Genomic DNA, 26,702 nt, shown 5'->3' with positions numbered 1-26,702 from the left:
TTCTCCTCCGTTAACGCTTTAAATGATAGTTCAATGTAATCCCGACCAAGATGATCAATCCCACCCAAACATGGGATCGGAAAAGGGCGAAAAGGGCCGGCCGCTCGGGCAATCTGCGAAGCTGGATTGTCTGACCGAAAAACAAAAGGGCGGCGCCGGCCAGAGAGAGGTAATAGATCAGATTCATCCCGAGCTGTTTCCCGGCCAGGGTCAAAAAGAAAATAACAAGGAGATAAAAGAAACTGACCGCCATCCAGCTCTGCGCGCCGAAGAGGACGGCGGTCGATTTCACGCCGATCCGAAGATCATCGTCCCGATCCATCAAGGCATAAACGGTGTCGTAGCCGGTGGCCCAGAAGAGATTGGCGAGCAAGATTAAGAACGGGGTCCATGCGAGCTCGTTTCGGACCGCCGTCCAGGCCATGACGACCCCCCAACTGAAGGCGACGCCGAGGATGATCTGCGGGAGATAGGTGAAGCGCTTCGCGAAAGGATAGAAAAGGGCGGTGAAGAGGGCTGCAAAGCTGAGGAGGAACGTCAGCGGGTTGAGAAGGAGGACCAAAAACAGAGAAGATAAGAGCAGGAAGAAAAGGACGACAAGCGCTTCCATCAACGTCAACGCATTTTTTGCCAGGGGGCGATCTTTCGTCCGCTCGACACGGGCGTCGAATTTCCGGTCGGCCATATCGTTCATCACGCAGCCGGCGCTCCGCATCATAAAGGAGCCGAGGACAAAAACGGCAAGATGCTTCAAGCTGGGCCTTCCTTCCGAGGCGACAAAAAGCGACCAGAGGGTGGGGAAGAGAAGCAGCAGGGTGCCGTATTGCTTGTCGAGCCGGATCAGTTTTGCGACTTCTTGCCGTTTCTGCCAGAGCTGCTTCATTCGTTGATTATCCTACTTCGACTTCGCACATCGAAATCCGACGTCGTCCAATCGCTCCGCGGGGGGATCGTACGATCGGGTCGACGCCCTTGCATAGATCTCCAGCACCCGTCGGTAAGCCCCCTCCGGATAATGTCCCAAGCTTAAGTAAGAAAGGCCTCGAACGACCCGGTGCTTCATTCCGAAATCGGGATGCCGCAACGCGCTTCCCGGATAGGGGAGATACCAACTGTCGGTCCATTCCCAGACGTTGCCGATCATATCATCGACTCCATAAGGACTCTTCCCGGCGGGGAAGCTGCCGACGGGTCGGGTGGTCTCGTTCAGACCCGATCCCGACGAGACATGGGCCCTGTCGATCTCGAAGGTATCTCCCCAGGGATACCGGCGGCCCTTCGGGCCGCGCGCCGCTTTTTCCCATTCCTCTTCGGTGGGGAGCCGCTTTCCGGCCCATCGGCAATAGTCGTTGGCTTCATACCAATCGACGTGGGTCACCGGATGCCGCTCTTTTCCCTTCTCCACCCGCCCGTCGGGCCAATGGGCGGGGGGCGGGTAGTTCGTCGCCGTGACAAATTTGAAATACGCTTCCTGGGTCGTCTCGTGCCGATCGATGTAGAAGCCGGGGAGGGATCGCTTCCTGAGAGGATGTTCATCCTCGAACCAAGGGCGAGGGAAACCGAGCTGAATCGCTTCCTTCGTCTCATCCACCTCATCCGATCCGATCATGAATTCCCCGGCGGGGATCCATGCCATCTGATCGATCTGATCGAATCGGGTCCCGTGATGAAGTCGGGCCCCGCAGCCGGCTAGGGCGAAAACGAGGAGGAAGAGAAAAGGGAGGGTAAGAATGCCTCGAAAATGACGCCCGAGACCTGATCGGAAATGTTTAAGCGGTAACGTCTTGCCCAAAATAACTCCCGTGGTTGCAGTCCGAGCGCTTCGGCGACCTGCGGGAGGGCGAGGCGGGTGATCTCCAGCCGATCTCGGCGGGTCGGAAGCTGTTGTGCCTCAATGATCCGACCGATCGGTTTCTGACCGAGTAGAACCTCCTGATGAAAATCGGGTTTCAATCCGGAAAGGGGAAAGATGGAGACCGCAAAGACCTTCCTCCCCCCTCCCGCCGACAGCCAGACCTTTCGTTGAATTCCTTTTTCTCCCGCAGGAATCCCGATTCGGGAAGCGTGCTCCTCATCGATCAGTATTTCCCGTTGATCTTGAATGGCCACTTTCACCGAAGCCAGGAAGAGCGATTCCAGATGGCGAATGAGTGTTCCGTCCGACGTGAGAAGCAGCCGGAGAACGGGATCGATCGGATTCCGCCGACAACCTTCCCAAAACGCCTCCTTTGTAAGCCATTCATTTTCCATGCAGGATCGATCTTACTGAAATCGATTTTGGGTGTCAAGTTTTTGACTTTATGGGGATCGTGATATATACTTTTTATGCTTTTTGAGGATCAATCATGGATGACAGAACTGAAGCGCCGATGACCGATCAGGAGCCCGTTGAAGAAGGGGAAGAGTACGACAAGGAAGAAGTAAAATCGGCCAAAGAGATCGTTCAGTATCTGACAAAGACCACCAAGACCCTCCAGATCTACCTTCCGAACAATCCGATTCATCAAAAATTCATCAACGAGTTGGCGGAGAAAATCCAGCGTCACCTCACCGAGCACGGGCCCCTCCGGCTGCGGATCAAACAGTTCGAGCTCTTTTGCTCCGGCCAGCCGGTTTACGAGAATTCGAATCGGATGGAGAGCTTGGCCTTCAAGCTTTTCATCGACGGACTGAGGGAGCTCTCATTCCATCCCGGGATCGAGAAAGAAGAGCTGATCATCTTCCTTGAAGTGATCGGGAATCGGGGGGAGGGAGACAATGTGGACGACGACATCGTCACCCTCCTCTGGGAAAAACATCTGGTGCACGTGAAATATATCGTCGTCGACGAGCTCCAAGGAGACTACCGGGCGGAAGAGTGCAAGGAGATGCAAACCGTTCCGGCCCACCCGAATCAGCTTCGGGAAATGTTCCATCAAGAGGCGGCGCCCCAGGCGCTGGAGGCCCCCAAGGGGGTTGAAATCCCGTCGCTCCATATCTTCAAGCTCACCGATGAGGAAATCCGCAGGATGAAGGCGGAGGTCCGTGGGGAAGAAGAGCTCGATATGGTGGCGGAGTTGGAAGGGATTCTCTTCGACATCCTCCGGATCGAGCGGGATCCGGGTCTCTTCGGTGAAATCCTCGGCATCATCGATAATATCTTCGAGAGCCTTCTTCTTCAGGGGGATTTCCCCCACGCGCGCGCGATTCTGGAGTTTTTCCAGGAGATGATCGATCCATCGATGGGCTTGCCGCAATCTTTGATCGATCAGATTCAGAAGGCGAAGGTCCAGGCCGGAAATCCAAAACGGATCGGGATGTTGGAAAATATATTAAACGAATGCGAGCCGGACCGGCTGGAAGAATTTTCTTCTCTGATGATGTTTTTTGATCAACAGATCGTTCCCTCTCTGGTGGAACTGCTCGGCGCGGTCGACAAAATGAAAGCGCGGCGGGTCATTTGTGAAATTCTGATCAAGCTGGGGGGGCGTCAGATCGACTTCCTCATTGCCAAATTGGACGATGACCGGTGGTATCTGGTGAGAAATTTGATCTACGTGGTCGGGAAAATCGGCGATCCGAAGGCGCTTAAAAGTTTTCCCCGCCTGCTGCAGCACAAAGATCCCAAGATTCGGAAGGAAGTGCTCCATGCCCTCGATATGATCGAGAGTCCGAAGACCAACGATCTTTTGGCCAAGGTTCTCTCCGACCCGGATCTTTCGAACCGCCTCTTCGCCGTCCGGGCCTTGGCCAAGCGAAAGGCGCAGGAAGGGCTGGAGCCGCTGATGAACCTCCTTCCATCCAAAGAATTCGATGAGAAGGAGTTGCACGAAAAAAAGGAAATCTTCGATGCCATTGCAAAGATCGGGGGGGACAAGGTGGTTCCCCGGCTGCGGCGGCTCCTGGAGGTAAAGTGGAGCTTGTTTAAGAACGCGCGGGCGGAGGAGATGGGGCTCTGCGCCGCCTTTGCGCTTCAGCGCATCGGGAGCCCTCCCGCCGTGGAGGCGCTTCGAGAGGGAAGCGGCTCGAAGAGCAAGCAGATCAGCGAGGCGTGCGCCAAGGCGCTGGAGCTGTTGGGAACGGGGAAAACATGAGCCGGAATACCGCCGTGCGAAGCTACGATGAAGAAAGGGCCCAGCTTGGAAAGCAGGTGGTCAATCAATTTGCCATCTTGATCAAGACCTCCCAGATCCATGATGCGGGAAATGTGGCGCTGCAGCCGCCGGCCGAGAACTTCGGCAAAACGCTGGGCGATCTCTTCATCGATGATCCCGAGGTGGCGCTGAGCCTGGAGGGGGAAGCCCTCTTCCTCGGCGACATGAAATTAAAGCTCGACATTGACATCTTCACCAACTTCATGCTGGTGAATGAAGAGATGAAGAAGCGGAAGGTCGGAAGCATCGTCTTCTCGCGGGGGATCGGGGAGAAGGAGATTCGAAAGTTCTCTTCTCTGTTTGCTTCTCTCGACCCGCGCCTCCCCGAACCGTTCGAGCGGCTGGAGAAGGAGCTGGAAAATGCCGGCCTAACCAATCCGCAGATTTTATTCTTGGAGGAGAAGAAAGAAAAGGAAGAGGTTGCGCAGGCCACCGAGGATAATGAAAAGGATCTGGCGAAGAAGACCTATTTCAATACCGTGACGGCGGTCGGCGAGGTGATGGAGAGTGTGAAGCTCCGCCAGGCGGTGAGCCTGAAGCGGGCCAAGCGGATCGTTCAATCGATGGTCGATCTGATCATGCAGGAAGATTCGACCCTCCTTGGGTTGACCAATCTGAGAAGCCACGACGAATACACCTACAATCATTCGGTCAATGTCTGCATCCTGGCGTTGGCGATCGGGCAGCGGCTCGGCTACAGCAAGAAGCGCCTTTGCGAGCTCGGCATGGCGGGACTTTTCCACGATCTCGGCAAGTTCGGCATTCCGCTCGATGTTTTGAACAAGCCGACCGACTTCACCGAAGAAGAGTGGAAGGTCATGCGCCGCCATCCGATTTTTTCGGTCAAAGAGCTGGTCCGCCTCAAGGGGGTCAACGACATGGCGATCCGGGTGACGATCGGCGCCTTTGAGCATCATCTCAATTACGATCTCTCCGGGTACCCCAAGTTGGCAAAGAAGCGAAACTTAAGCCTCCTCGGCCGGATCATCTGCATTGTCGATTGTTACGACGCCTTGACCTCTTCCCGGGTCTACAACCGGGTTCCTTTTCCCCCCGATAAAGCGCTTCGGTTCATGTTGAGCAAAAGCGGTAAGGCGTTCGACCCGATCTTGATGAAGCTCTTCGTCAATGCGATCGGCGTCTATCCGATCGGAACGCTGGTTCTGCTGAATACCAAGGAGATCGGCGTGGTCTTCACCTCCAATCCGAACCCGGAACGGGGGGACCGCCCCAAGGTAAAGCGGGTCATGGATGCCGAGGGAAATGAGGCGCATGGAGAGTTGATCGATCTTTGCGAGCAAAACGAGAGCGGCCATTTCAAATATGAGATCGTCAATGCGATCGACGCCGGCAAATATAAAATCGATGTGGCCAAGTATTTCGTCTGAGTTTTCCCCTACTTCGGGTGTTTCCTCGCTTGACAATCCCTTCCGATGATTCTACGATTAAGCCATGTGGGACCTGAACGGAAGCAGAACAACTGAAAGCCGAGTTGTGATGTCGATGAGGGTATTTTATATAAGGCGCACCGTCGCGGCAGAGGATCTTTATCTGGAGAATCCGAGCCGTCGATCTCGCCAATGTGGAACTGGCTGGACGAGCCGCGGATTTTTGGTTAAAAGGAACTCGGAGGATGGGGGCGATTGAAGAGCGCCCGGAAGAGCGATGCTGAATCGACTGATCTTTAAAGAACGCCCGGCAAAGAAACTGACGCTGGAAGATATCGTCAGGCAGATCCACGCCTATGCGCCGCAGGCCGACGTCTCGCCTCTGAGAAAGGCCTATGCCTTTTCCGAGAAGGCGCACGCGGGACAGCTCCGCCAATCCGGGGAGCCGTTCCTTCAGCATCCGCTTGAGGTCGCCAACCTTCTGACCGAATTAAAGCTCGACGTTCCCTCCATCGTCGCCGGGTTGCTGCACGACGTGGTGGAGGACACGTTTCACACAAAAGAAGAGCTGACGCGGGAATTCGGGGAAGATATCGCCGCCATGGTCGACGGCGTGACGAAAATTGGAAAGATCGAGTTCCGGAGCGTTCAGGAAAAACAGGCCGAGAATTTCAGGAAAATGATCGTCTCGATGGCGGAGGATATCCGGGTCATCCTGATCAAACTGGCCGACCGCCTCCACAATATGCGAACCCTCGATGCGCTGGCCGAAGAAAAACGGGAGCGGATCGCTCAAGAGACGCTTGAGATCTATGCTCCGCTGGCGAATCGGCTCGGGATCGGCTGGATCAAGTCGGAGTTGGAAGATCTCTGTCTTCGATATTTGAAGCCCGATATTTATCTCTCGCTCGTCAAAAAGGTGAAGACCGGCCGTGAAGAGCGGGAAAAATATATGGAGTCGGTCGTTGAGGCGGTTCAGAAAGAGCTGGCGGAAAACCGCTTCACCTGCAAAGTCACCGGACGGTACAAACATCTCTTCGGAATTTATCACAAGATGGAGAAGCGGGCGATCCCTTTTGAAGAGGTCTACGACCTCATGGGGATTCGAATCATCACCGACAACAAGATGAATTGTTATGCCATTCTCGGTCTCATCCACTCCCTTTGGCGGCCGGTGCCGGGGCGGTTTAAGGATTACATCGCCATCCCGAAGTCGAATCTCTATCAGTCGCTCCATACGACCGTCGTCGGCCCGGAGGGGCGGCATGTCGAATTCCAGATCCGGACGGAAGAGATGCATCGGATTGCGGAGGAAGGGATCGCCTCGCACTGGACTTACAAGGAGGGGGGGACGCTCAATCCGAAGGATGAACGGACCTTCGCCTGGCTTCGGCAGCTCGTCGAGTGGCAGCAGGAGCTCTCCGATACGCGGCAGTTCATGGATTCGGTGAAAACCGATCTCTTCACCGATGTGGTCTATATCTTCAGCCCGAAAGGAGATGTGAAAGAGCTGGTCAAGGGAGCGACCCCGATCGATTTCGCCTATGCCATCCACACGGAGGTCGGCAATCATTGCGTCGGAGCGAAGGTGAATGGAAAGATCGTCCCGCTTCGGTATCAGCTGAAGAGTGGGGATGCGGTCGAAATTCTCACTTCGCCGACGCACGTGCCAAGCAAAGATTGGCTGAAGATCGTCAAGACCTCCAAGGCGAAGGCAAAGATCAAACACCTCATTAAAGAAGAGGAGCGGGCCCGGAGCTTGGATATCGGCAAAAAGATTCTAGAACGGGAGCTGCGAAAGGAGAACCTCAGCCCGTCGGAGGTCCTCAAATCGGATCAAATCTTAACGGGCCTCAAGGAGCAGGGCATTCGGACGATCGAGGAGCTCTTCGTCGCCATCGGCTACGGGAAGGTCTCGGCGCATCATGTGATCAAGCCTCTCCTGCCGGAGCCGCGGATGAAGGAAGGGCTCAAGGACAAGTTCATCAAGAAGGTCGGCCTCGCCAAAAGCGAGGTGAAGGTGAGCGGCTTAGATGATATCATGATCCACCTTTCCAAATGTTGCAATCCCGTTCCGGGAGATCAGATCATCGGCTTCATCACGCGGGGACGGGGCCTTTCGATCCACACCGTCGACTGTCCGAACATCGACGAGCTCGATTACGACAAAGACCGGCTGGTCGAAGTTGATTGGGACAAGCGGATCGCGGCGACCCATCCGGTCGATATCTCCGTGTTGACCCTCGACCGGCCCGGCCTTCTCGCCTCCGTCTCCGCCTCGATCGCGGGGGCCGGCGCCAACATCAGCCAGGCCGAAATCATCACGACCGAGGATAAGAAAGCGACCCTCCATTTCGTCATCGACATCACCGACACCAAGCATCTCGAAAAAGTCTTAAAAAGCATCGAGAAGGTCGAAGGGGTGCTGCAGGCGCGGCGGGTGAGAAAGGGGTAACAACGTTAAACGCTGTTCGTTTAACGCCGTCATCTCCTCGTAACAACTTCAACCTTCGGCGACTTGTTGGTCACCTCGATCAAGGCGCCGGTTCTTCCCTCCCGGACGATAAAGTCGACCCGCTCGTTTCCGACCTGAAGATTGGTGATTTCCACCCATTTGAGCCAGCTTGGAAGGACCGGATCGGTGAAGTAGAGGCGTTGATTGAGCGCGTCGGCCGACAGGCCTAAAAAAGAGCTGAGGACGGAGAAGATCGATGCGGCCGACCAGGCTTGAGGGCTGCAAGCGATCGGGTAAGGGGTCGGGCCGTGACCCATCGTCCTTGCAAAGCCGCAGAAGAGCTCCGGCAGCCGTCCGTTTTCGAGAAAAAGGGTCGATTCAAAGAGGCCGGTCGCAACCAGACGAAGATGTTCATTCAGACCGTACCGTTTGAATCCGGCCAGGATGATCGCGTTATCGTGCGGCCAGACCCCGCCGTTGTGATAACTCATCGGATTGTATCTCGGTTCCCCTTCCGCAACGGTCCGGATTCCCCACCCGCAAAACATGTCGGGACTGATGAGCCGGTCTGCGATCTTCCTCGCCTTCCGGTCGTCGATGAGCCCGGTCCAGAGGCAGTGGCCCGGATTGGAGGTCACCACCTCGCACTTTTTCTTATCCTTGTCCAACGCCAGCGCATAGAACTGCTTCTCGTCGCTCCAAAAATCACGATCGAACCGCTCGCGCAATGCTTGGGCTTCGCTGATCAACTCCATCTGCAGGTTGATCTTCCCAAGCTGCGAGGCGATCGATCCGAGCCCGACCAGCGCCGCGTAAAGATACCCTTGCACTTCGACCAGCGCAATGGGTGAATCGGCGAATTTCCCATCGGCGTGAAAGACCGAATCGTGCGAATCTTTCCACCCTTGCTGTTGGAGACCGATCGGCGACTCCCGGTGGTACTCGATATAGCCGTCTTGATCGAGATCGCCGTATTTTCGAATCCATTCCAGCGCCGCCAGGGCATTCGGCCAGAGCGATTCGACAAACGCGACGTCGCCGGTCCAAGAGAGGTACTGATGAAGCAGAATCAAAAAAAGCGGGGTTGAATCGACGCTTCCGTAATAGGGGATGAAGGGGATCTCCCGGAGATTGGCCATTTCTCCCTTCCGGTATTCGTGCATGATCTTCCCCGGCGCCTCATCGAGGAAAGGATTGTGCTCTTTTCCCTGAAGTTTGGCCAGGTATTGCAGGGTTCCGCGGGAGATCTGCGGCTGAAAGGGGAGGATCTCCAGCGAGGTAATGATCCCGTCCCGGCCGAACGGGGCGACGAACCAGGGAATGCCGGCATACGGATAGGGACCATAGGGGGTCTCCGTCTCGAGCATCCGGATGTCGGAGAGGGATCGGCTGAGCAGCTGGTTGAATGATTCATTGCTCGTGACGATCCGCGTTCGCTCCTGCTCCCACTTGATAATCCCTTTCCGGACCCGCGTGATCACCTGCGGGAAGTTCCATCGTTTGTTCCATCGACGCTCTCCGGTCAGCGCGGTCGCCGAGAGGTGGAGCTCCCACTCCTTTTGCGGCGGAAGCTGGATGAAAAAGGTCGCTTCCTCCCCATTTGCCTCCTCCGGGAGAGGATCGAACTTGAGGTGAAGACTTCGGAGAATGTCGTCGAGACCCGAATATTTGAATGAGACCGCCCCCCTTTGATATTCCGGCGGGAAGAGCTCGCCCCGTTTCGGCCGCTCGGTCCCGCGAACCTCGAAAACATCCAAAAAGTCGGCGCCGTATTGGAGGCAGATCTTCAATTCGATCTGATGGGTGTGGAAGTTCTTGAACTGAAGGGTCTGATAAAAGGTATTCCGATAGAGAAGGAGCCGCTTGCGGATAAAGACGGTGTTCCGGGGGATCACGAGATGACGGTCGATCGTGTAGTCGGGATTGGTCAGATCGACGAGAATCTCGCTGTCGTCGGAAGAAACCGTCGAGTAGAGGAAGAGGGGAAATTCCTCGTTGATCCGAAGTCCCAGCAGGTTGAGAAATCGTGTTCCCTCGAAATAAAACCCCAATTCGCCCTGAAAACGGCTTCTGAAATTCCCGAATTTATCGCAGACGATGAACCCTTCGTCCTGTTTCAGGCTGAGCTTCCTGATTCCGGCCGCAACCGGAGAGGTTAAAATATAATAATCATCCCGGAGGGCGGTCTCGTCGTTCATGCTGTCTCCTTGAAAGAGGGTGCGATGGTGTGATCCCTTGATTCATCCGGCGCGTCCGTTCGGAGGTCAGGCCGCTTCGGCCAACTCGCCCGCCGACAGCGGCTTGTTCCAAAAGGCGATGACCTCTTCATATACCTTCTCGTAACGGCGGACCATCCTTTCGGCCGAGAAAGTACTCTCGAAATATTCTCTGCATCCCTTTCGGGAGATCTCTCCAATCCGCTCGACCGCACGGACTAAATCATCGATCTCGGAATGAATGAAACCGGTGGTTCCATGGGCCAAAATTTCGTTCACCGAGCCCCAAGGCCGCGCGATCACCGGCGTTCCGCAGGCGAGCGATTCGATCATGACGAGGCCGAACGGTTCCGGCCAGTCGATCGGGAAGAGGAGCGCCAATGCCTCCCCGAGGAAAACGTTTTTCTCGCGCTCGCCGATCTCTCCGAGATATTCGATCAAAGGAGGTTTGATCAGGGGCCGGATCACCGCGTCGAAATAGTCGCGATCCTGATCGCCGACCTTGGCGGCAATCTTCAGGGGGATGCCGGTCTTCTGCGCGATGGCGATGGCGATATCGGCTCTTTTTTCCGGGGCGATCCTACCGAGAAAAGCAAGATACTTCCCCGGTTCCGGGTAAAAGCGATACTGTTCCATCGGCAGGCCGTGATAAACGGTGTCGACCCAATTGGCGAAGGGAAAAGGGGTCCGTTGACTGTGACTGATGGAGATCAGCGGATGCGACTTATAATAACGGTGGATTCCCTGAAGTTCGGGCATATCGAGCCGGCCGTGCAGCGTCGTCACGGTCGGCGTGGCGCTCCTTTGGGCAAAAGGGAAGGTAAAGTAATCAGCATGGGAATGGATCAAATCAAATTCTTCGGCATGATCGTAAACCGTCGAAAGTTGAAGAATATGGTCCGCGTAAGGATCTTTAACGTTACTTAATCGCAACGCCGCCTGGCAAACCGAGACGAGACGGGCACTGGTCTTCGAATCACCGCTGGCAAAGAGGGTTACGTCATGGCCGTTTCTGATCAGTCCTTCGGTCAATACCGAAACGACCCGTTCCGTTCCCCCATAAAGCTTGGGCGGAACACTTTCAAAGAGAGGAGATATTTGTGCAATCTTCATTCAGGACTCCATGTTTCCACTTACAAAAGGGAGGGGGAGATGTAGGCAGATTATGAAGATAAACCTCGGAATAATTGGCATCTTATAAAAAGTAACATAAGGTTTTTCTGTCAGTCAATATAGGGGGAAAGGTCTTGGCTTGTGTTTCGAGGAGTCCCTTTCGGATCTCTTCTCCGAAGAGGAAGAGAATCGGCGCGGCCGGTCCAAAACGGGGTTGGGAAAGGGGCGGTATTTGAGAATGACGATAGAGGATGGGAAAGGGATTTTTCTTGACAAGATTTTGGCGATATGATAAAACCCTACTCAATTCATTTTTGGAAATTTGGAAGACAATGGCGTCTTCTCCACGCGGAGAAGACGCCATTTTTTTTAGGACAATGTCGTCCTTGCAATCGACGGTTGCAAGGCGTTTTATTTTGGAGATCGATGCGGACCCTTCGGCTGGCGCTGGCCCAGATCAACAGTACGGTGGGGGACCTTGCGGGAAACGTTCAAAAGATCTCGGAGGCGATCGAGCGGGCCAAAGAAAAGAGGGCCGATCTGATCGCTTTCCCGGAGCTGGCCATCTGCGGCTATCCCCCCGAGGATCTCCTCTTGAAACCCCAGTTTATCGAGGAAAATCTCCAGGCGTTGCAGAAGGTGGCGAAGCGATGCAAGGGGCTGACCGCGATTGTCGGCTTCGTTGATCGGGAAGAAGATATCTACAACGCCGCCGCCGTCATCCACGACGGGGCGGTCCGGCTTGTTTACCACAAATGCCACCTCCCGAACTATGGCGTCTTCGATGAAAATCGTTATTTCCAGGCGGGGAAAGAGGCGACTGTTTTCACCTTGAATGGGATGACCCTCGGGGTGAATATCTGTGAAGATATCTGGTATCCGGAAGGGCCGACCTTTGCGCAAGCATTGGGCGGGGGGGCCGAGGTGATTATCAACATCAATGCCTCCCCGTATCATGCGGGGAAAGGACTTTTCCGAGAAGAGATGATCGCGACCCGCGCGCGGGACAATGCGGCGATCATTGCCTACGTCAATCTGGTCGGCGGGCAGGATGAGCTTGTTTTCGACGGGGGAAGCTTTGTTGTGAATGAAAGCGGGGAAGTTTTGTCTAGGGCGAAGCAGTTCAGAGAATCGCTCATGATGATCGATCTGTCGGTCGACTCCGTCTTCCGTGCCAGGCTGCACGATCCCCGGCGCAGGACGGAGAAGCGGGAGCGTGTTTTCCCGGAGGTTCAGAAGATTGTCTTAGGTCATACGGAACGGAAGGGGAAGTTGAAGCCCCTTTTACCTTCTCTGGAAGATCGTCTTTCGCGTCTCGATGAGATGTATAGCGCCCTGACGTTCGGCTTGGCCGATTATGTTCATAAGAACGGTTTCAAAAAAGGGGTGATCGGCCTTTCGGGAGGAATTGATTCGGCTCTGACGGCGGCGATCGCCGTCGATGCGCTCGGAAAAGAGAATGTCATCGGCGTGTTTATGCCCTCCCGGTACACCTCGCAGGAGAGCAAGGAGGAAGCCGAGATGTTGGCGCGAAACCTGGGAATCCGCTTGATCACCCTCCCGATTGAATCGCCCTTCGAGTCGTATCTTTCGCTTCTCTCTCACGAATTCAAAAATTTTCCCGCCGACATCACCGAAGAGAACCTCCAGTCGCGGGTTCGTGGAAACCTGATGATGGCCCTCTCGAATAAGTTCGGATGGCTGGTCCTCACGACCGGGAATAAAAGCGAGTTGAGCGTGGGGTATGCGACGTTGTATGGCGACATGGCCGGCGGTTTCGGCGTGATCAAGGATGTCTGGAAAACGCTTGTGTATGAGTTGGCGACGGAAAGAAATAAAAAAGGGAAACCGGTGATCCCGGAGCGGACCTTCACCCGTCCTCCGACCGCCGAGCTCCGCCCCAATCAGACCGATCAGGATTCCCTTCCTCCTTACGAGGTTCTCGATCCGATTTTAAAGGCCTATGTCGAGGAGGATAAATCCTACGATGAAATCGTTGCGATGGGATTCGATCCGGCGGTCATTGCGAAGGTGATCGCTTTGGTCGATTTATCGGAGTTTAAGAGAAGACAGGCCCCTCCCGGGATTAAGCTGACCCCGCGGGCCCTGGGCAAAGACCGACGGATGCCGATCACTAATCGGTATCGCAGTTTTTATCAGGCAAAGAAAAAACCCGATCAGAAATAAAAGAAGATCATCAAATCATCGGAGAAGAGGGAAAGGAGAAGACATGACACCCAAGGAAGTAATGGAGTTTGCCAAGAAGAACAAGGCGGAGATGGTCGACTTTAAATTCGTCGATTTTCCCGGCATGTGGCAGCATTTTGCTGTCCCCATGATCGAGTTTACAGAAAAGACATTTGAAGAGGGCTCCGGTTTTGACGGATCGAGCATCCGGGGTTGGCAGGCGATCAACGACAGCGATATGCTTGCCGTTCCCGATCCCAATACCGCGATCATGGATCCCTTCACCAAGATCCCGACCCTCTCGGTCGTCTGCAATATCCAAGATCCGATCCGCAATGAGCCTTATCCGAGAGATCCGCGCTACATCGCGCAAAAGGCCGAGGCTTATTTAAAGGGATCGGGGATCGGCGATACCGCCTTTTTCGGTCCGGAAGCCGAGTTCTTCATCTTCGACAACATCCGGTTCGATCAGAACATGAACTCCGGATATTATTTCATCGAGTCGGAAGAGGGGATCTGGAACGCCGGAAAAGAGGGAGCCAACCTCGGGTACAAGCCGCGAAACAAAGAGGGCTATTTCCCCGTCGCTCCGATCGACAGCCAGGAAGATATCCGGGCCGAGATGGTGCGGGAGATGGAAAAGGCCGGCATTCATGTTGAAAAGCAGCATCATGAGGTGGCGACCGCCGGCCAGGCCGAGATCGACATGCGATTCGATTCGATGACCAAAATGGCCGACAAGCTCATGCTCTACAAGTATATCGTGAAAAATGTCGCGAAGCGCCACGGCAAAACCGTCACCTTCATGCCGAAGCCGCTGTTCGGCGACAACGGCTCCGGAATGCATACCCATCAGAGCATCTGGAAGAAGGGAAAGCCGCTTTTTGCGGGGGATGAATATGCCGGCATCAGCAAGATGTGTCTTTACTACATCGGCGGCATCTTGAAGCATGCGCATGCCCTGGCGGCATTGACCAACCCGACGACGAACTCCTACAAGCGGTTGACCCCCGGTTATGAAGCCCCGGTCAACCTCGCTTATTCGAGCCGGAACCGGAGCGCGTCGATTCGTATTCCGATGTATTCGAACAATCCCAAGGCGAAGCGGATCGAGGTCCGGTTCCCCGACCCGACCTGCAACCCCTATCTGGCCTTCAGCGCGATGTTGATGGCGGGACTCGACGGGATCGAAAATAAGATCGATCCGGGAGAAGCGATCGACAAAAATCTCTACGAGTTGGAAGCGAAGGAGGCGGCCCACGTCCGCAAGATGCCGGGAAGCCTGGATGAGGCTTTGGCGGCGCTTGAGGCGGATCATGCCTTCTTGCTCAAAGGGGATGTCTTCACCGAGGACATCTTGCAGACCTGGATGGAATATAAGAAGAGCAAAGAGATCGATCCGATGCGGCTGCGGCCTCATCCGTATGAGTTCTTCCTCTATTACGATCTTTAAAATCAAGCTCCACCTAAAAAGGGGGCCTGTCCCAACGGACAGGCCCCCTTTTTTTTATACATTTTTGGCTTCGTTATCCCGCATCTTATACGCTGCATGGTTTGACAAGACCCCAGGTTTCTTATATATTTACATTCGATCCTCACCATTTAAATTTTTCTCAAAAGGCACAAAGGGTTATGAAGTTTCACACCATCGAAGAGGCGATCGCCGACATTAAAAAAGGGAAGATGATCATTCTCAGCGACGATGAGGATCGGGAGAACGAAGGGGACCTCGTCATCGCCGCCGAAAAAGTCACCCCCGAAGTGATCAATTTTATGGCAAAGTACGGCCGGGGCTTGGTCTGCCTGACCTTGACGGAGGAGCGGACCGAGCAACTTCAACTCGCCCCGATGGCCCAAGAGAACACCTCTTCTTTCGGAACCGCTTTTACCATCTCGATCGACGCTCGAAAGGACGTCAGCACAGGGATCTCTGCAAAAGACCGCGCCGTCACGATTTTAACCGCCATTCATCCCGACACCCGCCCCGGCGATCTTGTTCGTCCCGGCCACATCTTCCCGATTCGCGCCCAGAAGGGAGGGGTGCTGAAGCGGGCCGGTCAGACGGAGGGCTCGGTCGACTTGGCGCGGCTGGCAGGTCTTATTCCGGCCGGGGTCATTTGTGAAATCATGAATGAAGATGGGACGATGGCCCGCCTTCCCGATCTGATCGAGTTCGGCAAGCAGCACGATTTGAAGCTGGTGACGATCAAAGATCTCATCGAATATCGAATGAAGCGGGAGTCGCTGGTGCATCGGGTCAGCGAGGCCCGGCTTCCGACCGAATATGGCGATTTTAATGCGGTCGTTTATCAGAACGAAATCGATCATGAGGTGCATATCGCCCTGGTGAAAGGGGAGATCGAGGGGAGCCAGCCGATGTTGGTCCGTGTTCATTCCGGCTGCGTCACGGGAGATATCTTCGGATCGAAGCGGTGCGACTGCGGCGAACAACTCCACGCAGCGATGGGCCGGATCGAGAAGGAAGGAACCGGCGTTCTCCTCTACCTCAACCAAGAGGGTCGGGGGATCGGTTTGGTCAACAAGCTGAAAGCGTACCGGTTGCAGGACGGCGGTAAAGACACTGTCCAGGCGAATCTCGAGCTCGGCTTCAAAGCCGATCTCAGAGATTACGGAATCGGCGCTCAGATCTTGGTCGACTTGGGGCTTCGCAAAATTCGACTGATGACCAACAACCCCCGCAAGATCGTCGGAATCGAGGGTTACGGCTTGGAAGTGGTCGAACGGGTTTCCCTCGAAATTGCGCCGCATGAAAAGAATGTCCATTACCTGAGAACCAAGAAGAATAAACTTGGACATATGCTTGATAATGTCTAATGTGGTGAAAAATGCTGGAAAGCGGAAGGCGGAAGGCGGGAGGGGAAAGAGAGTCCTTCCGCCGTTTCAGTCTCAGGTTTTGGAATGGAAGGGGGAGATCCGCGGGGCGGGGTTCCGCTTCGGGATTATTGTCAGCCGGTTCAACCAAACGATCACCGATCCGCTTCTCAGGGAGGCCCTTCGGGTCCTGGGGGAACAGGGGGTCGGTCCGGAAGATATCGAGGTCGTGAAGGTGCCGGGTGCGTTTGAGATTCCCGGCGCAGCCAAGAAATTAGGCCTCCTCGGACGATTTCACGCCCTGATCTGTTTGGGGGCCGTGATTCAAGGGGAGACCCCGCACTTTCATTACATCTCCACCGAGGTCAGCCGCGGCATCGGGCAACTCTCTCTGGAGCTGGGACTCCCGGTTATTTTCGGTGTGTTGACGACAGGCTCCGTGGAGCAGGCGATCGCGCGATCGGGAAGTGAGATCAACAAAGGGGCCGAGGCGGCCATGGCCGCGATCGAAATGGCTCATTTATATCGAACATTAAAGTAAGCCTTCACCGGGTGTAAAAAAATGGGTTTTAGACGAAAGGCCAGAGAGCTGGCCCTTCAATTGCTTTTTCAGATCGATTTTACGGGGGATCGCATCGAGATTCCTCCTTCTTTCTGGACCGAAAACGAATCGCTTCCGCAGGTGAAAGCTTTCACCGAAATCTTGGTCAACGGGGTCTTAAAGCACCTCTCCGAAATCGATCCGATCATTGAAAAATATACCCAGCATTGGTCGCGCGACCGGATGGCCGCAATCGACCGAAACATACTGCGATTCGCAATCTTTGAGCTTCTCTATTTAAAAGAGATTCCGCCCAAGGTCACCATTAATGAGGCGATCGAAATTGCAAAGAAGTATGGAAGCGAGGATTCCGGAGCATTCGTGAACGGTATTCTCGACCGAATTCATCGGGATGAAGCGTCATTCGGTTTGACCGACCTGAAGCACGGAGCCATGTAACCGTTCCGGTCGGTTCTGTCCAGTCGGTATCGAACTCCTGAACGGATCGCATCCGGCGGACGGGGACATCTGGAGTGAACAGTGCGGGTAGGGATCTTCTCTGGGAAGCTGACGAAGCTGCATGCGGAAGTTTTGGTTGTGTCCTGCTTTGAAGATGTCCGGCCTCTCCGAGGATTCGCCGGCGAGGTCGATTGGCTCTACGGCGGAATTTTCTCGAACCTTTTAATGCAGGGGAAGGTCACCGGGAAACTCGGCGAAATTCTCCTCCTAGCGACCCAACAGAAGATGCAGGTTCCCAAGGTCATTTTGGCCGGGTTGGGTCCCAGCAACGTTTACGAGGCGGCCGATTTCGGCCGGATCGCCAAGCGAATCGCCGGGGTGATGATGGGGCTTCAGGCGCGCGATTGCGCGATGGAATTACTCCCTCCTCCCTCGCGTTCACTCGACCCGGTCCTTTTGATGGAATCCTTCCTCAAGGGGATGGAGGAGACAAAAAAACTGGAGCCGTTTGATTTGACCTTTATCGTCAAAGACGGCGAAAAAGCAAGGGCCCTTCAACAGCGGATAAAAAACGGATCGTATGTTTGGAGCCAGCCTTATTCATTAGCGAGATCTGAAAATGATTGAACGTTACAGCCGGCCACAGATGGCGGCGATTTGGGAATCAAAAAATAAATATGAAACCTGGCTGAAGGTCGAGCTTCTGGCGTGTGAGGCGATGGTCGATCAGGGAGAGGTGCCGAAATCGGCCCTGAAGACGATTCGATCGAAGTCAAAGATCGATCCGGACCGGATTGATGAATTGGAAAAAACGGTCAAGCATGATGTGATCGCTTTCTTATCGTCGATTACGGAGAAGGTCGGCGAGGAGGGGCGTTATCTCCATATGGGAATGACCTCTTCCGATGTGCTCGACACCGCCCTGGCGGTCCAGATGCGCCAGGCGGCTGATATTTTGATCGAGGATCTTCAGGCCCTCCTGGAAGTGTTGAAGCAGAAGGCGGAAGAGCACAAGGAGACCATTATGATCGGCCGCTCCCATGGGGTGCATGGCGAGCCGATCACCTTCGGCCTGAAGATGGCCCTTTGGTATGAGGAGACGAAGCGAAACCTCCTTCGGATGCAGCAGGCGAAAGAGATCGTCTCCTTTGGAAAGATCTCAGGCGCGATGGGGACGTTCGCCCATCTTCATCCTTCGGTTGAAACCTTCGTCTGCGAAAAGCTCGGGCTGAACCCGGAACCGGTCTCGAACCAGATCGTTCAGAGGGACCGCCACGCCCAGTTTCTTCAGACGCTGGCGTTGATCGCCGCGAGTCTCGATAAATTCGCAACGGAGATCCGCCATCTCCAACGGACCGAAGTGCTGGAAGCGGAGGAGCCGTTTGAGAAGGGCCAGAAGGGCTCTTCGGCGATGCCGCACAAGCGCAATCCGATCGGCTGCGAAAACATCTGCGGCTTGGCGCGGGTCATTCGCTCCCACGCCCATGCCGCTTTGGAGAATGTGCCGCTTTGGCATGAGCGGGATATCAGCCACTCGTCGGTGGAGCGGATTATTCTGCCTGACAGCACGATCCTGCTCGATTTCATGCTGGCGCGTTTTACGAAGATCATGAAAGGGCTTTTCGTTTACCCGGAGAGGATGACCCGAAATCTCGATTTGACGGGTGGAACGATCTACTCTCAGAAGGTTCTGCTATTATTAATCCAGAAAGGGATGAAGAGAGAGAAAGCGTACGAGATTGTTCAATCGGCGGCGATGGCGGTGTTCAACAAGGGGGGATCGTTTAAGAAGGCGATTCTTTCACACCCCGACCTCTCGAAACGGTTGAGCGTCAAGGAGATCGAGGCTTGCTTCGATCCGCGGCAATTCGTCAGCCATATCGAAACGATTTACAAACGGGTGTTCAACGAAGCGTAAGCCGCCTCATCAAGAGGAGGGCGCAGTTCATCGGGGTGGGTAAAAAAGATGCGAGCCAAAATTTATATTACGTTGAAGAGCGGAATCCTCGACCCGCAGGGAAAGGCGATCGAGCATGCCCTTTCCGTGCTCGGCTTTAAGGGGGTCAAAGAGGCGCGGGTCGGAAAGTATATGGAGCTGGTTCTCGCTCCGGGTCCGATCGATCAAGTGGAGAAAAGCATCAAGGAGATGTGCGAGAAGCTCCTCGCCAATACGGTGATCGAAACATACCGGTACGAACTCGATCCGAAGGAATAGGTGATTCACCATGAGCCTCGAAGGGCGCCTGGAAGATCTCGGCCTGGCCGATATTTTTCAAATCATCAGCTTAAGCAAGCGATCCGGGGTGTTGACGATCATCCGGAAAGAGGGAACGGGGCGTCTTGTTTTTAATCGCGGCATGCTGATTTATGGGAGTTCCGACAGCGTCAGCCGGCTGGGTTATACCTTGGTGAAGAAGGGGCTGGTCACGACGGAGGAGCTTGAAAAAGCGCTGCGGCTCCAGAAAACGGGGGGAATGAAGCTGCCGGTGGGGGCCATTCTGGAAAAGACCGGCGCGATCTCGAAGGGGGTGCTCGAGGAGGAGCTTCGGAATCATCTTGTGGAGGTGGTGCGCGATTTTCTCAATTGGGAGAGCGGATCGTTTCATTTCGAACTGGGAGATCCGGTTGCGAACGACTTGACGCTGGAGGAAGGCCTCAACCTTGATTTCTTGATGATGGAGGCGAGCCGGCGCCAGGATGAATATGAGCGCAACCAGGCGGAGCAGCAAAATACCCTTCCGCCGGCACCGGAAAGCGAGGCTTCCGGCGCCGAAGCAACCGTTCCCCCTGGAGGAACTTCGGAAGGAGGCTTGCCTTCCCTTGAGGACAGCCAAGGAGCCGCTGCGAATGCGCCGGAAAAAACGACATACCGAAAAGATCTTGCGTTACTCACCTCGATGATCGAAGAGCTTTCCGGTCCGGCGAGCGGAAGCGAAATCACCCTTCTTGTCCTTCGGTTCGCAAGCGAGGTGATGAACCGCGCCATCATTTTTCTTGTCCGGAGCGAAGACATCTTGGGCTTAGGTCAATTCGGCCTTCAGGTCAGGGACGAATCGGCCGATGAGAAGATACGGGAGGTCCAGATTCCTCTGAACGAGCCGTCTCTTTTTCGAGAGGTGATTGCAAAGAAGAGTAGTTATAAGGGGGTCCTGGCGCAGGAGAAGTGGCATCGCTATTTTCTCGACCAGATCGGAGGGGGATGGCCGAAAGAGGTCTTCCTCACCCCGCTCTTGAACGGTTCGGAGGTCATCGCCCTTCTTTATGGAGATAACCTTCCGCACCAGACGCCGATTCCGGAGACGGAGGGCTTGGAGGCGTTTGTCCGTGTGGCCGGTTTTGCTTTTGGAAAGGCGAAGCTGGAGCGAAAATTACAGGAAACAAGACAAAAAGGACCCGGCTGATCGGGCGTCGGTTTTTATCGGAAGGGATGGGTCTGGAGGAGAAGTGAAGAAAAAAGTGCTTGTGGTGGATGATTCGGCAACCATGCGCTCGCTTCTGGTCTCGACCCTGGAGGAGATCGACGGGATTGAAACGGTTCAGGCGAGCAACGGGTTTGAAGCGCTGAAAGCGCTTCCGATGCAATCCTTCGATCTGGTGTTGACCGACATCAATATGCCGGAGATTAATGGCCTCGAAATTGTCCATTTCATCAAGAATAATGAAACCTACCGGAATATTCCACTGATCATTGTTTCAACGGAGCATGGCCAAGCGGATATCCAGAAGGGCTTGGCATTGGGCGCCCAGAAATATATCACGAAGCCGTTTGACCCCGAGCACGTCAAGAAGACGGTGAAGGAGCTTCTGAACATAAAGTAGGGAGTGGCATGGCCGAGAAGGGAAAAGATCCAGCCTTGGATGATTTTGTTCCGGAAGCGGAAGAGCTCATCGAAGTGCTGCATCAAAATCTCCGGCAGATTGAAACGTTGCCGGATCGGACTCAGGTGCGCCCCGACGTGATCAACGCGATCTTTCGCGCGGCGCATACGCTCAAGGGGATGTCCGGAATGATCGGCCTGAGCCGGGTCTCCCGGGTGAGCCATCACCTTGAGGATATGCTCGACAAGCTTCGGATGGGAAAACTGACCTTCTCCGCCGAAATTTTCAATATCCTGGTTGACGGGGTCGACCTGCTCCAGAAGATGATCGAGTCTGCGGCCCACGGAAAAGAAGAGCCCGAGATCTCTCAGATGGAGGAGCGGATCCAGGCCGCTTTGAGCGGAAAACCGCAAGAAGTTGGGGCGAACCAGCTCGACGGCGTCGATCTCGATCCTTCCATTTTAAACGTCCTCACCGAATACGAAAGCCATCGCCTTTTTGAGAACATCAAGTCGAATGCGACTCTTTTTGAAGTGAAGGCCCGCTTCAAGCTGGAGACATTCGACACCGATCTCTCCACATTGAACGCAAAGATCCAGAGAATGGGGGAGATCATTACCACCCTTCCGAGCATCAGCCCCTCCCCGGAGGGGGGAATGGAGTTCAACCTCATTGTCGGCCTCCCGCCGGAGAGCGCCCCGCTTGGTTCGGAGATCACCTCCGATCAGGTATCGATTAGAGAAATTCAGAGGAAAGGAAAGAAGGGGCAAAGCTCGGCCTCTCCGAAGCCGGAGGCGATCGCGCCAGTCCCTTTAAATTCCGAGGGGGCGTCCAGCCCGGCTCCTCCTTCCTCGCTTTCTCCCCAGGAAGGAGCGTCCCTCCGAAGCATGGCGCAAACGGTCCGGGTCGATATTCAAAAGCTCGATGTTCTGCTCAACATGGTTGGAGAGCTCGTTCTGAGCAAGGCGGTCGTCAGCCAGATCAGCAAAGAGCTTTTGGAACAATCGGGCTTCTCCGGATTGTCCCTGGAGCTGCTGAAGGCATCGAGGATGCTCGACAAGCGGATCAGCGAGTTTCAGGAGAAGCTCGTTGAGGTGCGAATGATCCCGATCGGGCAGATTTTCGATCGTCTGGTGCGGACGGTCCGAAGGCTTTCGAGAGATTTAAATAAAGAGGTCAATCTCATGGTCTCAGGAGAAGAGACCAAGATGGATAAATCGATGGTGGAAGATCTGGCCGATCCCCTTCTTCATCTTATCCGAAATGCGCTCGACCACGGGATTGAAAGCCGTGAGGAGAGAATCAAGGCGCAGAAGCCGGAGGTCGGCACGATTCATCTTCGCGCGATTCAGAAGGGGAACCACATCGTCATCGAAGTGGAGGACGACGGCGGCGGAATCGATGCCGATCGGATCTATAAGAAAGCCAAACAGCGCGGCCTGATCGATCCGGGGAAAAAGTACAGCGAAGGGGAGCTGATTCATTTCCTTTTCCTCCCCGGGTTCTCAACGGCCGAACAGGTCACGGAGATTTCCGGAAGAGGGGTGGGGCTCGATGTGGTCGCAAAGAATATTGCCAAGCTCTCCGGGCTGGTCGATGTCGAAACGACGTTGGGAAGAGGGACCCTCTTTACGATCACCTTGCCGATCACGTTGATTATCATCAAAGCGTTGATTGTCCGGGTCGGGATGGAAACATTCGCCATCCCTTTGAATTCCGTCTCGGAGAGCTTGATGGTTTCCTCCAAGGAGATCAAGACCATCGAGCGAAAAGAGGTGGTCCAGCTGAGGGACCATACCCTCTCATTGGTTCGGTTGAATGACCTCTTCGAGTTGGGGGAGGGGAAGGCGGCGGATGACCGGCTTTACGTGATCGTCGTCGGCCTGGCGGAGAAGCGGATCGGTCTGGTAGTCGATGCCGTCGAAGGCCAGCAGGAGATCGTGATTAAATCCCTCGGGGGATTGTTAAAAGATGTTCCGGGGATTTCAGGCGCGACCGAGCTTGGAAACCGTAAGACAATTTTGGTTCTGGATGTCGCCTCTTTAATCGACGAGGCGACCCTCGGGAAAGAGAAGAAGATCGAGATCGCTGGATAACCTCTCCGTTTTCTGATCCGAAATGTTCAAGTAGTCATTCCTTAAAGCAAAAACACCTGCCTTACAGCAATCTGAATCAAAACCTGCCAATCCGTTCCTGTCGTCATATCCGCGAGGTCTTACAATGTCACAAGGATGTGATTTGTCGGATGCCGTTTTTTGTTATGCGACCGTGAATGAGCTTACATATTTGGGATATTACCGCTTAGGGGGACAAAAGGGGAATAGTAGAAGAGTATGTTTACGCAAAGGATTTTAGAGGCGAATCCGTTCAAGGTAGAGGCATACGACTTGCAATTTAACTGCTCTTAAATCCCACAACCCTGTGGGATGTGATTCTAAGCCGGTATGTTCGTAAAGTGAGGGGCCGTTCAATCGATGGAAGATTCCATTCCGAAACAACTCGGACCGAAAGAGATCTGCGGTTTGTTGAACCTTTCACACCGGCAGCTTGACTACTGGGTTTTGATCGGCGTGGTCCGGCCCATTCTGGAGCCGCATGGGAAAAAAGTATTTAAGCGATTTACCGACGATGATTTTTATTTTTTGAAAGAGGTAAAGGCGCTTACGGATGAGGGCTTTCTGGTCAGCAAAGCGGCACAGAAAGTGAGAGAGAGTTGGTCCAAGCGGATAAGGCAGAATGGCCAAGAAGAGTCGGCAAAATAAGCCCCCTCGGCGTATGGCAAAAGAGCAGCAGGCGTTCCCAGAGATGAAATGCGCTCCCGAGGCGCAGGAAGCGGTCGAAGCCGGAGAAGGTTTGATCGGTTCGGAATCGGTTGCGACGGAAGCGGAAACACCTCCCCCTTCGTCTCCGATGCCGGTTTCTTCTTTGGAGGAGGCGCTTCCCGATGCGAGTGAAACGGCGTTGCCGATGGAGGAAGAGACGTCTGAAGTCGCCCCTGAGGAGCTGGAGCTGCTCACCTTCAATCTTGAGGATGAAGAATACGCGGTGGATATCGGGCTGATTCAGGAAATCACGAAATTGACCGAAATTACGCTTATTCCGCGCATTCAATCTTACATCAGAGGCATTATCACTTTGAGAGGCAATGTGATTCCCGTTTTTGACATGCGCGCGAGATTGGGGCTCGCTCCTTTCGTCAACGAGCCGAAAAGCCGATTCATCATCTGCACCACTGAAAACGGAATGGTGGCGATGTTGGTGGATCGCGTGAATGATGTTGTCCGGTTGATGAGACGCCATTTGGAACCGACCCCGGCCGGCGTGGCGGCCGTCGACGCCGGTTTTATCAAAAATATCGCAAGACACGAGAGTCGGCTTCTCATTCTTTTGGATATTGAAAAAACATTGCAGATCAATTGATAGAAAGAAAGAGGATGCGGGATAAGGAGCCATCATGCAAGAGATGAATCAAACGGAACCCAAGCGGGGATTGAAATTCAAATTTTTACTGATCATCGGCTTGCTGTTGGGAACAATGGGCTTTCTCATCGGCCTGACCTTGCTCATCGGGCTAAAGAACTCCTTTGAAGGTCAGCTTCAAAAAAGAGGATTGGCCCTGGCCAACGGTATTGCGAAGTTCGGCGCGCTGGCGGTGTCTGTCGAAGACCGGGCCGCGCTGGAGCAGATGATTCTCGGCCCCTCCCATGAATTGGATGTCGCATATATCGCCGTTTTGAACCACGAAGGAAAGATCATCATTCATTCCGATGAGAGAGAAAACGGGAAGACGTTGAAGGATCCACTCACCGTCCAAGCGTCGAGGACGTTACAACCGACGGTCTACCGTTATCAAAATGCGTCAGGACGTTATTTCGATGTCGTTGTGCCGGTTCACCTGGGAGCAATGCAATCGCATGACGGTAAGAAGGTGGGGCTCATCCGTGTCGGACTTTCCCTAACTGGGATCGAGTCGGAAATGAAGAGGCTCTTTCTGGTCACCCTTTCCATCCTCGGCGCGTTGATCGGAATTGGAATGTTCGTTTCGTTGGTGTTCACGCGGATCATCATCGCTCCCCTTGAACAGATGGCGGAGCTGGCCGTAAAGATTGCTGGCGGAGATTTCAGGCAACCGGTCGAGGTAAAGACGCAAGATGAGGTGGGTGTCCTCGCCAACGCGTTGGGACAGATGTCGGACGGGCTGAAGGGAATGATTAAAAGAATTCAAGATACGTCTCAACAGGTCACGGCTGTCGCCGACAAGGTCATGATCAATGCGCGCAGAATCAACGAAGGGGCCACCCATCAGGCGAAAGCGGCGGAGAAAACCTCGTCGTCGATTGAGGAGATGAATGCGTCGGTCAAAAGTATCTCGGAGAACATCGATGGGCTTTCCACCTCCGCGGAGGCGACCTCTTCGTCGCTCATCGAAATGAGCGCGGCCATCAGTCAAGTGGCGACGAGCACCGTGACCCTTTCCTCATCGGTCGAAGACACCGCCTCCTCCCTGATTCAAATGTCGAGTTCCATTAAGCAGGTGGTCGAGCATATCGACGCGCTCTCGATGAATACGGTGGAGACAACCGCCTCGATCAATGAAGTCAATGCATCGATCCGGGAGGTGGAGAAAAACGCGAAAGAGTCGGCCGTGATGACGGAGAAAGTAAGTCAGGATGCGACCGACTTGGGGATGGATGCGATTGAGAAAACAATCGAGGGGATGGAAAAGATCAAACGAACGGTCGAAAAATCGGCCAACGTCATCAATAAACTGGATGAACGGACGGAGCATATCGGGAAGATCCTCACCGTCATCGACGAAGTGACCCGGCAGACCAATTTGCTCGCATTAAACGCCGCCATTCTGGCCGCGCAGGCCGGTGAGCAAGGGAAAGGGTTTACGGTCGTCGCGGATGAAATTAAGAATTTGGCCGATCGGACGGCCGCCTCCACGAAAGAAATCGCGCAGCTGATTCGAGACGTGCAATCCGAGGCGAAAGATGCGGTGGTTTCGATTAATGAAGGGTCCCAAAGCGTCGAAGAAGGGGTCCGCCTTTCCGTCAATGCGCGTGAATCGTTGAACAAGATTCTGGATGTCTCAAAGCGATCATCGAACATGTCGCGCCAAATTGAAAAGGCCACCTATGAACAGGTCCAAGCGATCAACCAGGTCAGTCAGGCGATGGAAAAGATGAACACAATGGTGCAACAGATCAACCGGGCCATGCAGGAGCAGGGGAAAGGAATCGAGCATATCACCGAGGCCTCGGAGAAGATGAGGTCGATTACACGCCAGGTGAAGATCTCGACGGAAGAGCAGGCGAATGGAAGCAAACAGATCAGCGATGCGGTCGAGGATGTGACCATACGGATTCAGCAGATCGGCCGGGGAATGAGCGAGCATAAAAAAGGAAGTGAAGTGATCGTCAAATCAATTTTAGAGATACACCAGATTACACAGGTCAGTATGCAGATGGCGCAACAGATGAATGAGGCGGTCGAAAGCCTCATCACACAAGCGGGCATCTTAAAGGATGAGATCAACCGATATAAAGTGTGACG

General features: G+C 54.3%; 22 protein-coding genes. 17 read left to right on the top strand and 5 right to left on the bottom strand.

The genetic code is table 11. The annotated features are described in order from the left end of the window. Positions 1 to 10: 10 nt before the first annotated feature. From ubiA to MCM46_02030, 3 genes are read right to left on the bottom strand one after another with little or no spacing between them, the layout of a single operon-like run. Positions 11 to 883, bottom strand: a complete 873-nt coding sequence (ubiA, locus tag MCM46_02040) for a 4-hydroxybenzoate octaprenyltransferase (protein MCG3110580.1) — start codon at positions 881 to 883, stop codon at positions 11 to 13. Between the two features lie 12 nt (positions 884 to 895). Next, the gene (locus MCM46_02035; GenBank protein MCG3110579.1) at positions 896 to 1,636 is read right to left on the bottom strand and encodes a formylglycine-generating enzyme family protein; all 741 of its coding nucleotides are present in this window, start codon (positions 1,634 to 1,636) and stop codon (positions 896 to 898) included. A gap of 53 nt (positions 1,637 to 1,689) precedes the next feature. After that, entirely contained in the window at positions 1,690 to 2,250 is a 561-nt protein-coding gene (locus tag MCM46_02030; protein ID MCG3110578.1) for a chorismate lyase, read from the bottom strand. Positions 2,251 to 2,345: 95 nt separating this feature from the next. Between MCM46_02030 and MCM46_02025 the strand changes: the two genes are divergently transcribed. From MCM46_02025 to MCM46_02015, 3 genes are all read left to right on the top strand, one after another. After that, positions 2,346 to 4,073 carry a HEAT repeat domain-containing protein gene (locus MCM46_02025; protein ID MCG3110577.1) on the top strand — a complete coding sequence of 576 codons (1,728 nt, stop codon included), beginning with the start codon at positions 2,346 to 2,348 and terminating at the stop codon, positions 4,071 to 4,073. After that, the gene (locus MCM46_02020) at positions 4,070 to 5,521 is read left to right on the top strand and encodes an HD-GYP domain-containing protein (protein ID MCG3110576.1); all 1,452 of its coding nucleotides are present in this window, start codon (positions 4,070 to 4,072) and stop codon (positions 5,519 to 5,521) included. The genes MCM46_02025 and MCM46_02020 overlap by 4 nt, the downstream gene beginning before the upstream one ends. A 277-nt stretch (positions 5,522 to 5,798) precedes the next feature. Next, entirely contained in the window at positions 5,799 to 7,976 is a 2,178-nt protein-coding gene (locus MCM46_02015; GenBank protein ID MCG3110575.1) for a bifunctional (p)ppGpp synthetase/guanosine-3',5'-bis(diphosphate) 3'-pyrophosphohydrolase, read from the top strand. Positions 7,977 to 8,005: 29 nt separating this feature from the next. Here the strand turns inward: MCM46_02015 and MCM46_02010 are convergent, their stop codons facing one another. Together MCM46_02010 and MCM46_02005 are read right to left on the bottom strand one after the other, a co-directional pair. Further along, positions 8,006 to 10,174, bottom strand: a complete 2,169-nt coding sequence (locus tag MCM46_02010) for an amylo-alpha-1,6-glucosidase (protein ID MCG3110574.1) — start codon at positions 10,172 to 10,174, stop codon at positions 8,006 to 8,008. 66 nt (positions 10,175 to 10,240) lie between these two features. Beyond that, positions 10,241 to 11,305, bottom strand: a complete 1,065-nt coding sequence (locus MCM46_02005; protein MCG3110573.1) for a glycosyltransferase family 4 protein — start codon at positions 11,303 to 11,305, stop codon at positions 10,241 to 10,243. A 426-nt stretch (positions 11,306 to 11,731) separates the two neighbouring features. Between MCM46_02005 and MCM46_02000 the strand changes: the two genes are divergently transcribed. The 14 genes from MCM46_02000 (at position 11,732) to MCM46_01935 (ending at position 26,700) form a co-directional block, all read left to right on the top strand. After that, the gene (locus tag MCM46_02000) at positions 11,732 to 13,492 is read left to right on the top strand and encodes an NAD+ synthase (GenBank protein ID MCG3110572.1); all 1,761 of its coding nucleotides are present in this window, start codon (positions 11,732 to 11,734) and stop codon (positions 13,490 to 13,492) included. A 43-nt stretch (positions 13,493 to 13,535) separates the two neighbouring features. Next, positions 13,536 to 14,945 (top strand): type I glutamate--ammonia ligase, encoded by a 1,410-nt coding sequence (gene glnA / locus MCM46_01995; protein MCG3110571.1) that lies wholly within the window; start codon positions 13,536 to 13,538, stop codon positions 14,943 to 14,945. 179 nt (positions 14,946 to 15,124) lie between these two features. Continuing rightward, positions 15,125 to 16,327 carry a bifunctional 3,4-dihydroxy-2-butanone-4-phosphate synthase/GTP cyclohydrolase II gene (locus MCM46_01990; protein ID MCG3110570.1) on the top strand — a complete coding sequence of 401 codons (1,203 nt, stop codon included), beginning with the start codon at positions 15,125 to 15,127 and terminating at the stop codon, positions 16,325 to 16,327. Then, positions 16,320 to 16,865 (top strand): 6,7-dimethyl-8-ribityllumazine synthase, encoded by a 546-nt coding sequence (gene ribH / locus MCM46_01985; protein ID MCG3110569.1) that lies wholly within the window; start codon positions 16,320 to 16,322, stop codon positions 16,863 to 16,865. Before MCM46_01990 ends, ribH begins: the two co-directional genes overlap by 8 nt. A 21-nt stretch (positions 16,866 to 16,886) precedes the next feature. Beyond that, a complete protein-coding gene (gene nusB, locus MCM46_01980) occupies positions 16,887 to 17,324 on the top strand; it encodes a transcription antitermination factor NusB (GenBank protein MCG3110568.1) in 438 nt (145 codons plus the stop codon). 81 nt (positions 17,325 to 17,405) lie between these two features. Then, the gene (locus MCM46_01975; GenBank protein MCG3110567.1) at positions 17,406 to 17,951 is read left to right on the top strand and encodes a hypothetical protein; all 546 of its coding nucleotides are present in this window, start codon (positions 17,406 to 17,408) and stop codon (positions 17,949 to 17,951) included. Further along, positions 17,944 to 19,242: an adenylosuccinate lyase gene (gene purB / locus MCM46_01970; GenBank protein MCG3110566.1), complete on the top strand. Its 1,299-nt coding sequence runs from the start codon at positions 17,944 to 17,946 to the stop codon at positions 19,240 to 19,242. Before MCM46_01975 ends, purB begins: the two co-directional genes overlap by 8 nt. 48 nt (positions 19,243 to 19,290) lie before the next feature. Continuing rightward, on the top strand, positions 19,291 to 19,539 hold the full coding sequence (gene purS / locus MCM46_01965) for a phosphoribosylformylglycinamidine synthase subunit PurS (protein MCG3110565.1): 249 nt from the start codon (positions 19,291 to 19,293) through the stop codon (positions 19,537 to 19,539). 10 nt (positions 19,540 to 19,549) lie between these two features. Next, positions 19,550 to 20,725 carry a DUF4388 domain-containing protein gene (locus MCM46_01960; GenBank protein ID MCG3110564.1) on the top strand — a complete coding sequence of 392 codons (1,176 nt, stop codon included), beginning with the start codon at positions 19,550 to 19,552 and terminating at the stop codon, positions 20,723 to 20,725. Positions 20,726 to 20,768: 43 nt separating this feature from the next. Beyond that, entirely contained in the window at positions 20,769 to 21,143 is a 375-nt protein-coding gene (locus tag MCM46_01955; protein ID MCG3110563.1) for a response regulator, read from the top strand. An 8-nt stretch (positions 21,144 to 21,151) separates the two neighbouring features. Next, positions 21,152 to 23,239, top strand: coding sequence for a chemotaxis protein CheA (locus MCM46_01950; GenBank protein ID MCG3110562.1), 2,088 nt, complete (start codon positions 21,152 to 21,154; stop codon positions 23,237 to 23,239). A 378-nt stretch (positions 23,240 to 23,617) separates the two neighbouring features. Beyond that, positions 23,618 to 23,905: a MerR family transcriptional regulator gene (locus MCM46_01945; GenBank protein MCG3110561.1), complete on the top strand. Its 288-nt coding sequence runs from the start codon at positions 23,618 to 23,620 to the stop codon at positions 23,903 to 23,905. 43 nt (positions 23,906 to 23,948) lie between these two features. Next, positions 23,949 to 24,563 (top strand): chemotaxis protein CheW, encoded by a 615-nt coding sequence (locus tag MCM46_01940; GenBank protein ID MCG3110560.1) that lies wholly within the window; start codon positions 23,949 to 23,951, stop codon positions 24,561 to 24,563. 43 nt (positions 24,564 to 24,606) lie between these two features. Beyond that, complete coding sequence (locus MCM46_01935; protein MCG3110559.1) at positions 24,607 to 26,700, top strand: methyl-accepting chemotaxis protein; 2,094 nt, start codon at positions 24,607 to 24,609, stop codon at positions 26,698 to 26,700. Positions 26,701 to 26,702: the final 2 nt, after the last annotated feature.

The organism is Candidatus Manganitrophus morganii (assembly GCA_021651055.1).
Lineage (GTDB): Bacteria > Nitrospirota > Nitrospiria > SBBL01 > Manganitrophaceae > Manganitrophus > Manganitrophus morganii.
The sequence above is the reverse complement of the archived record's forward strand: the minus strand, read 5'-3'. Positions and strand labels throughout refer to the sequence as shown.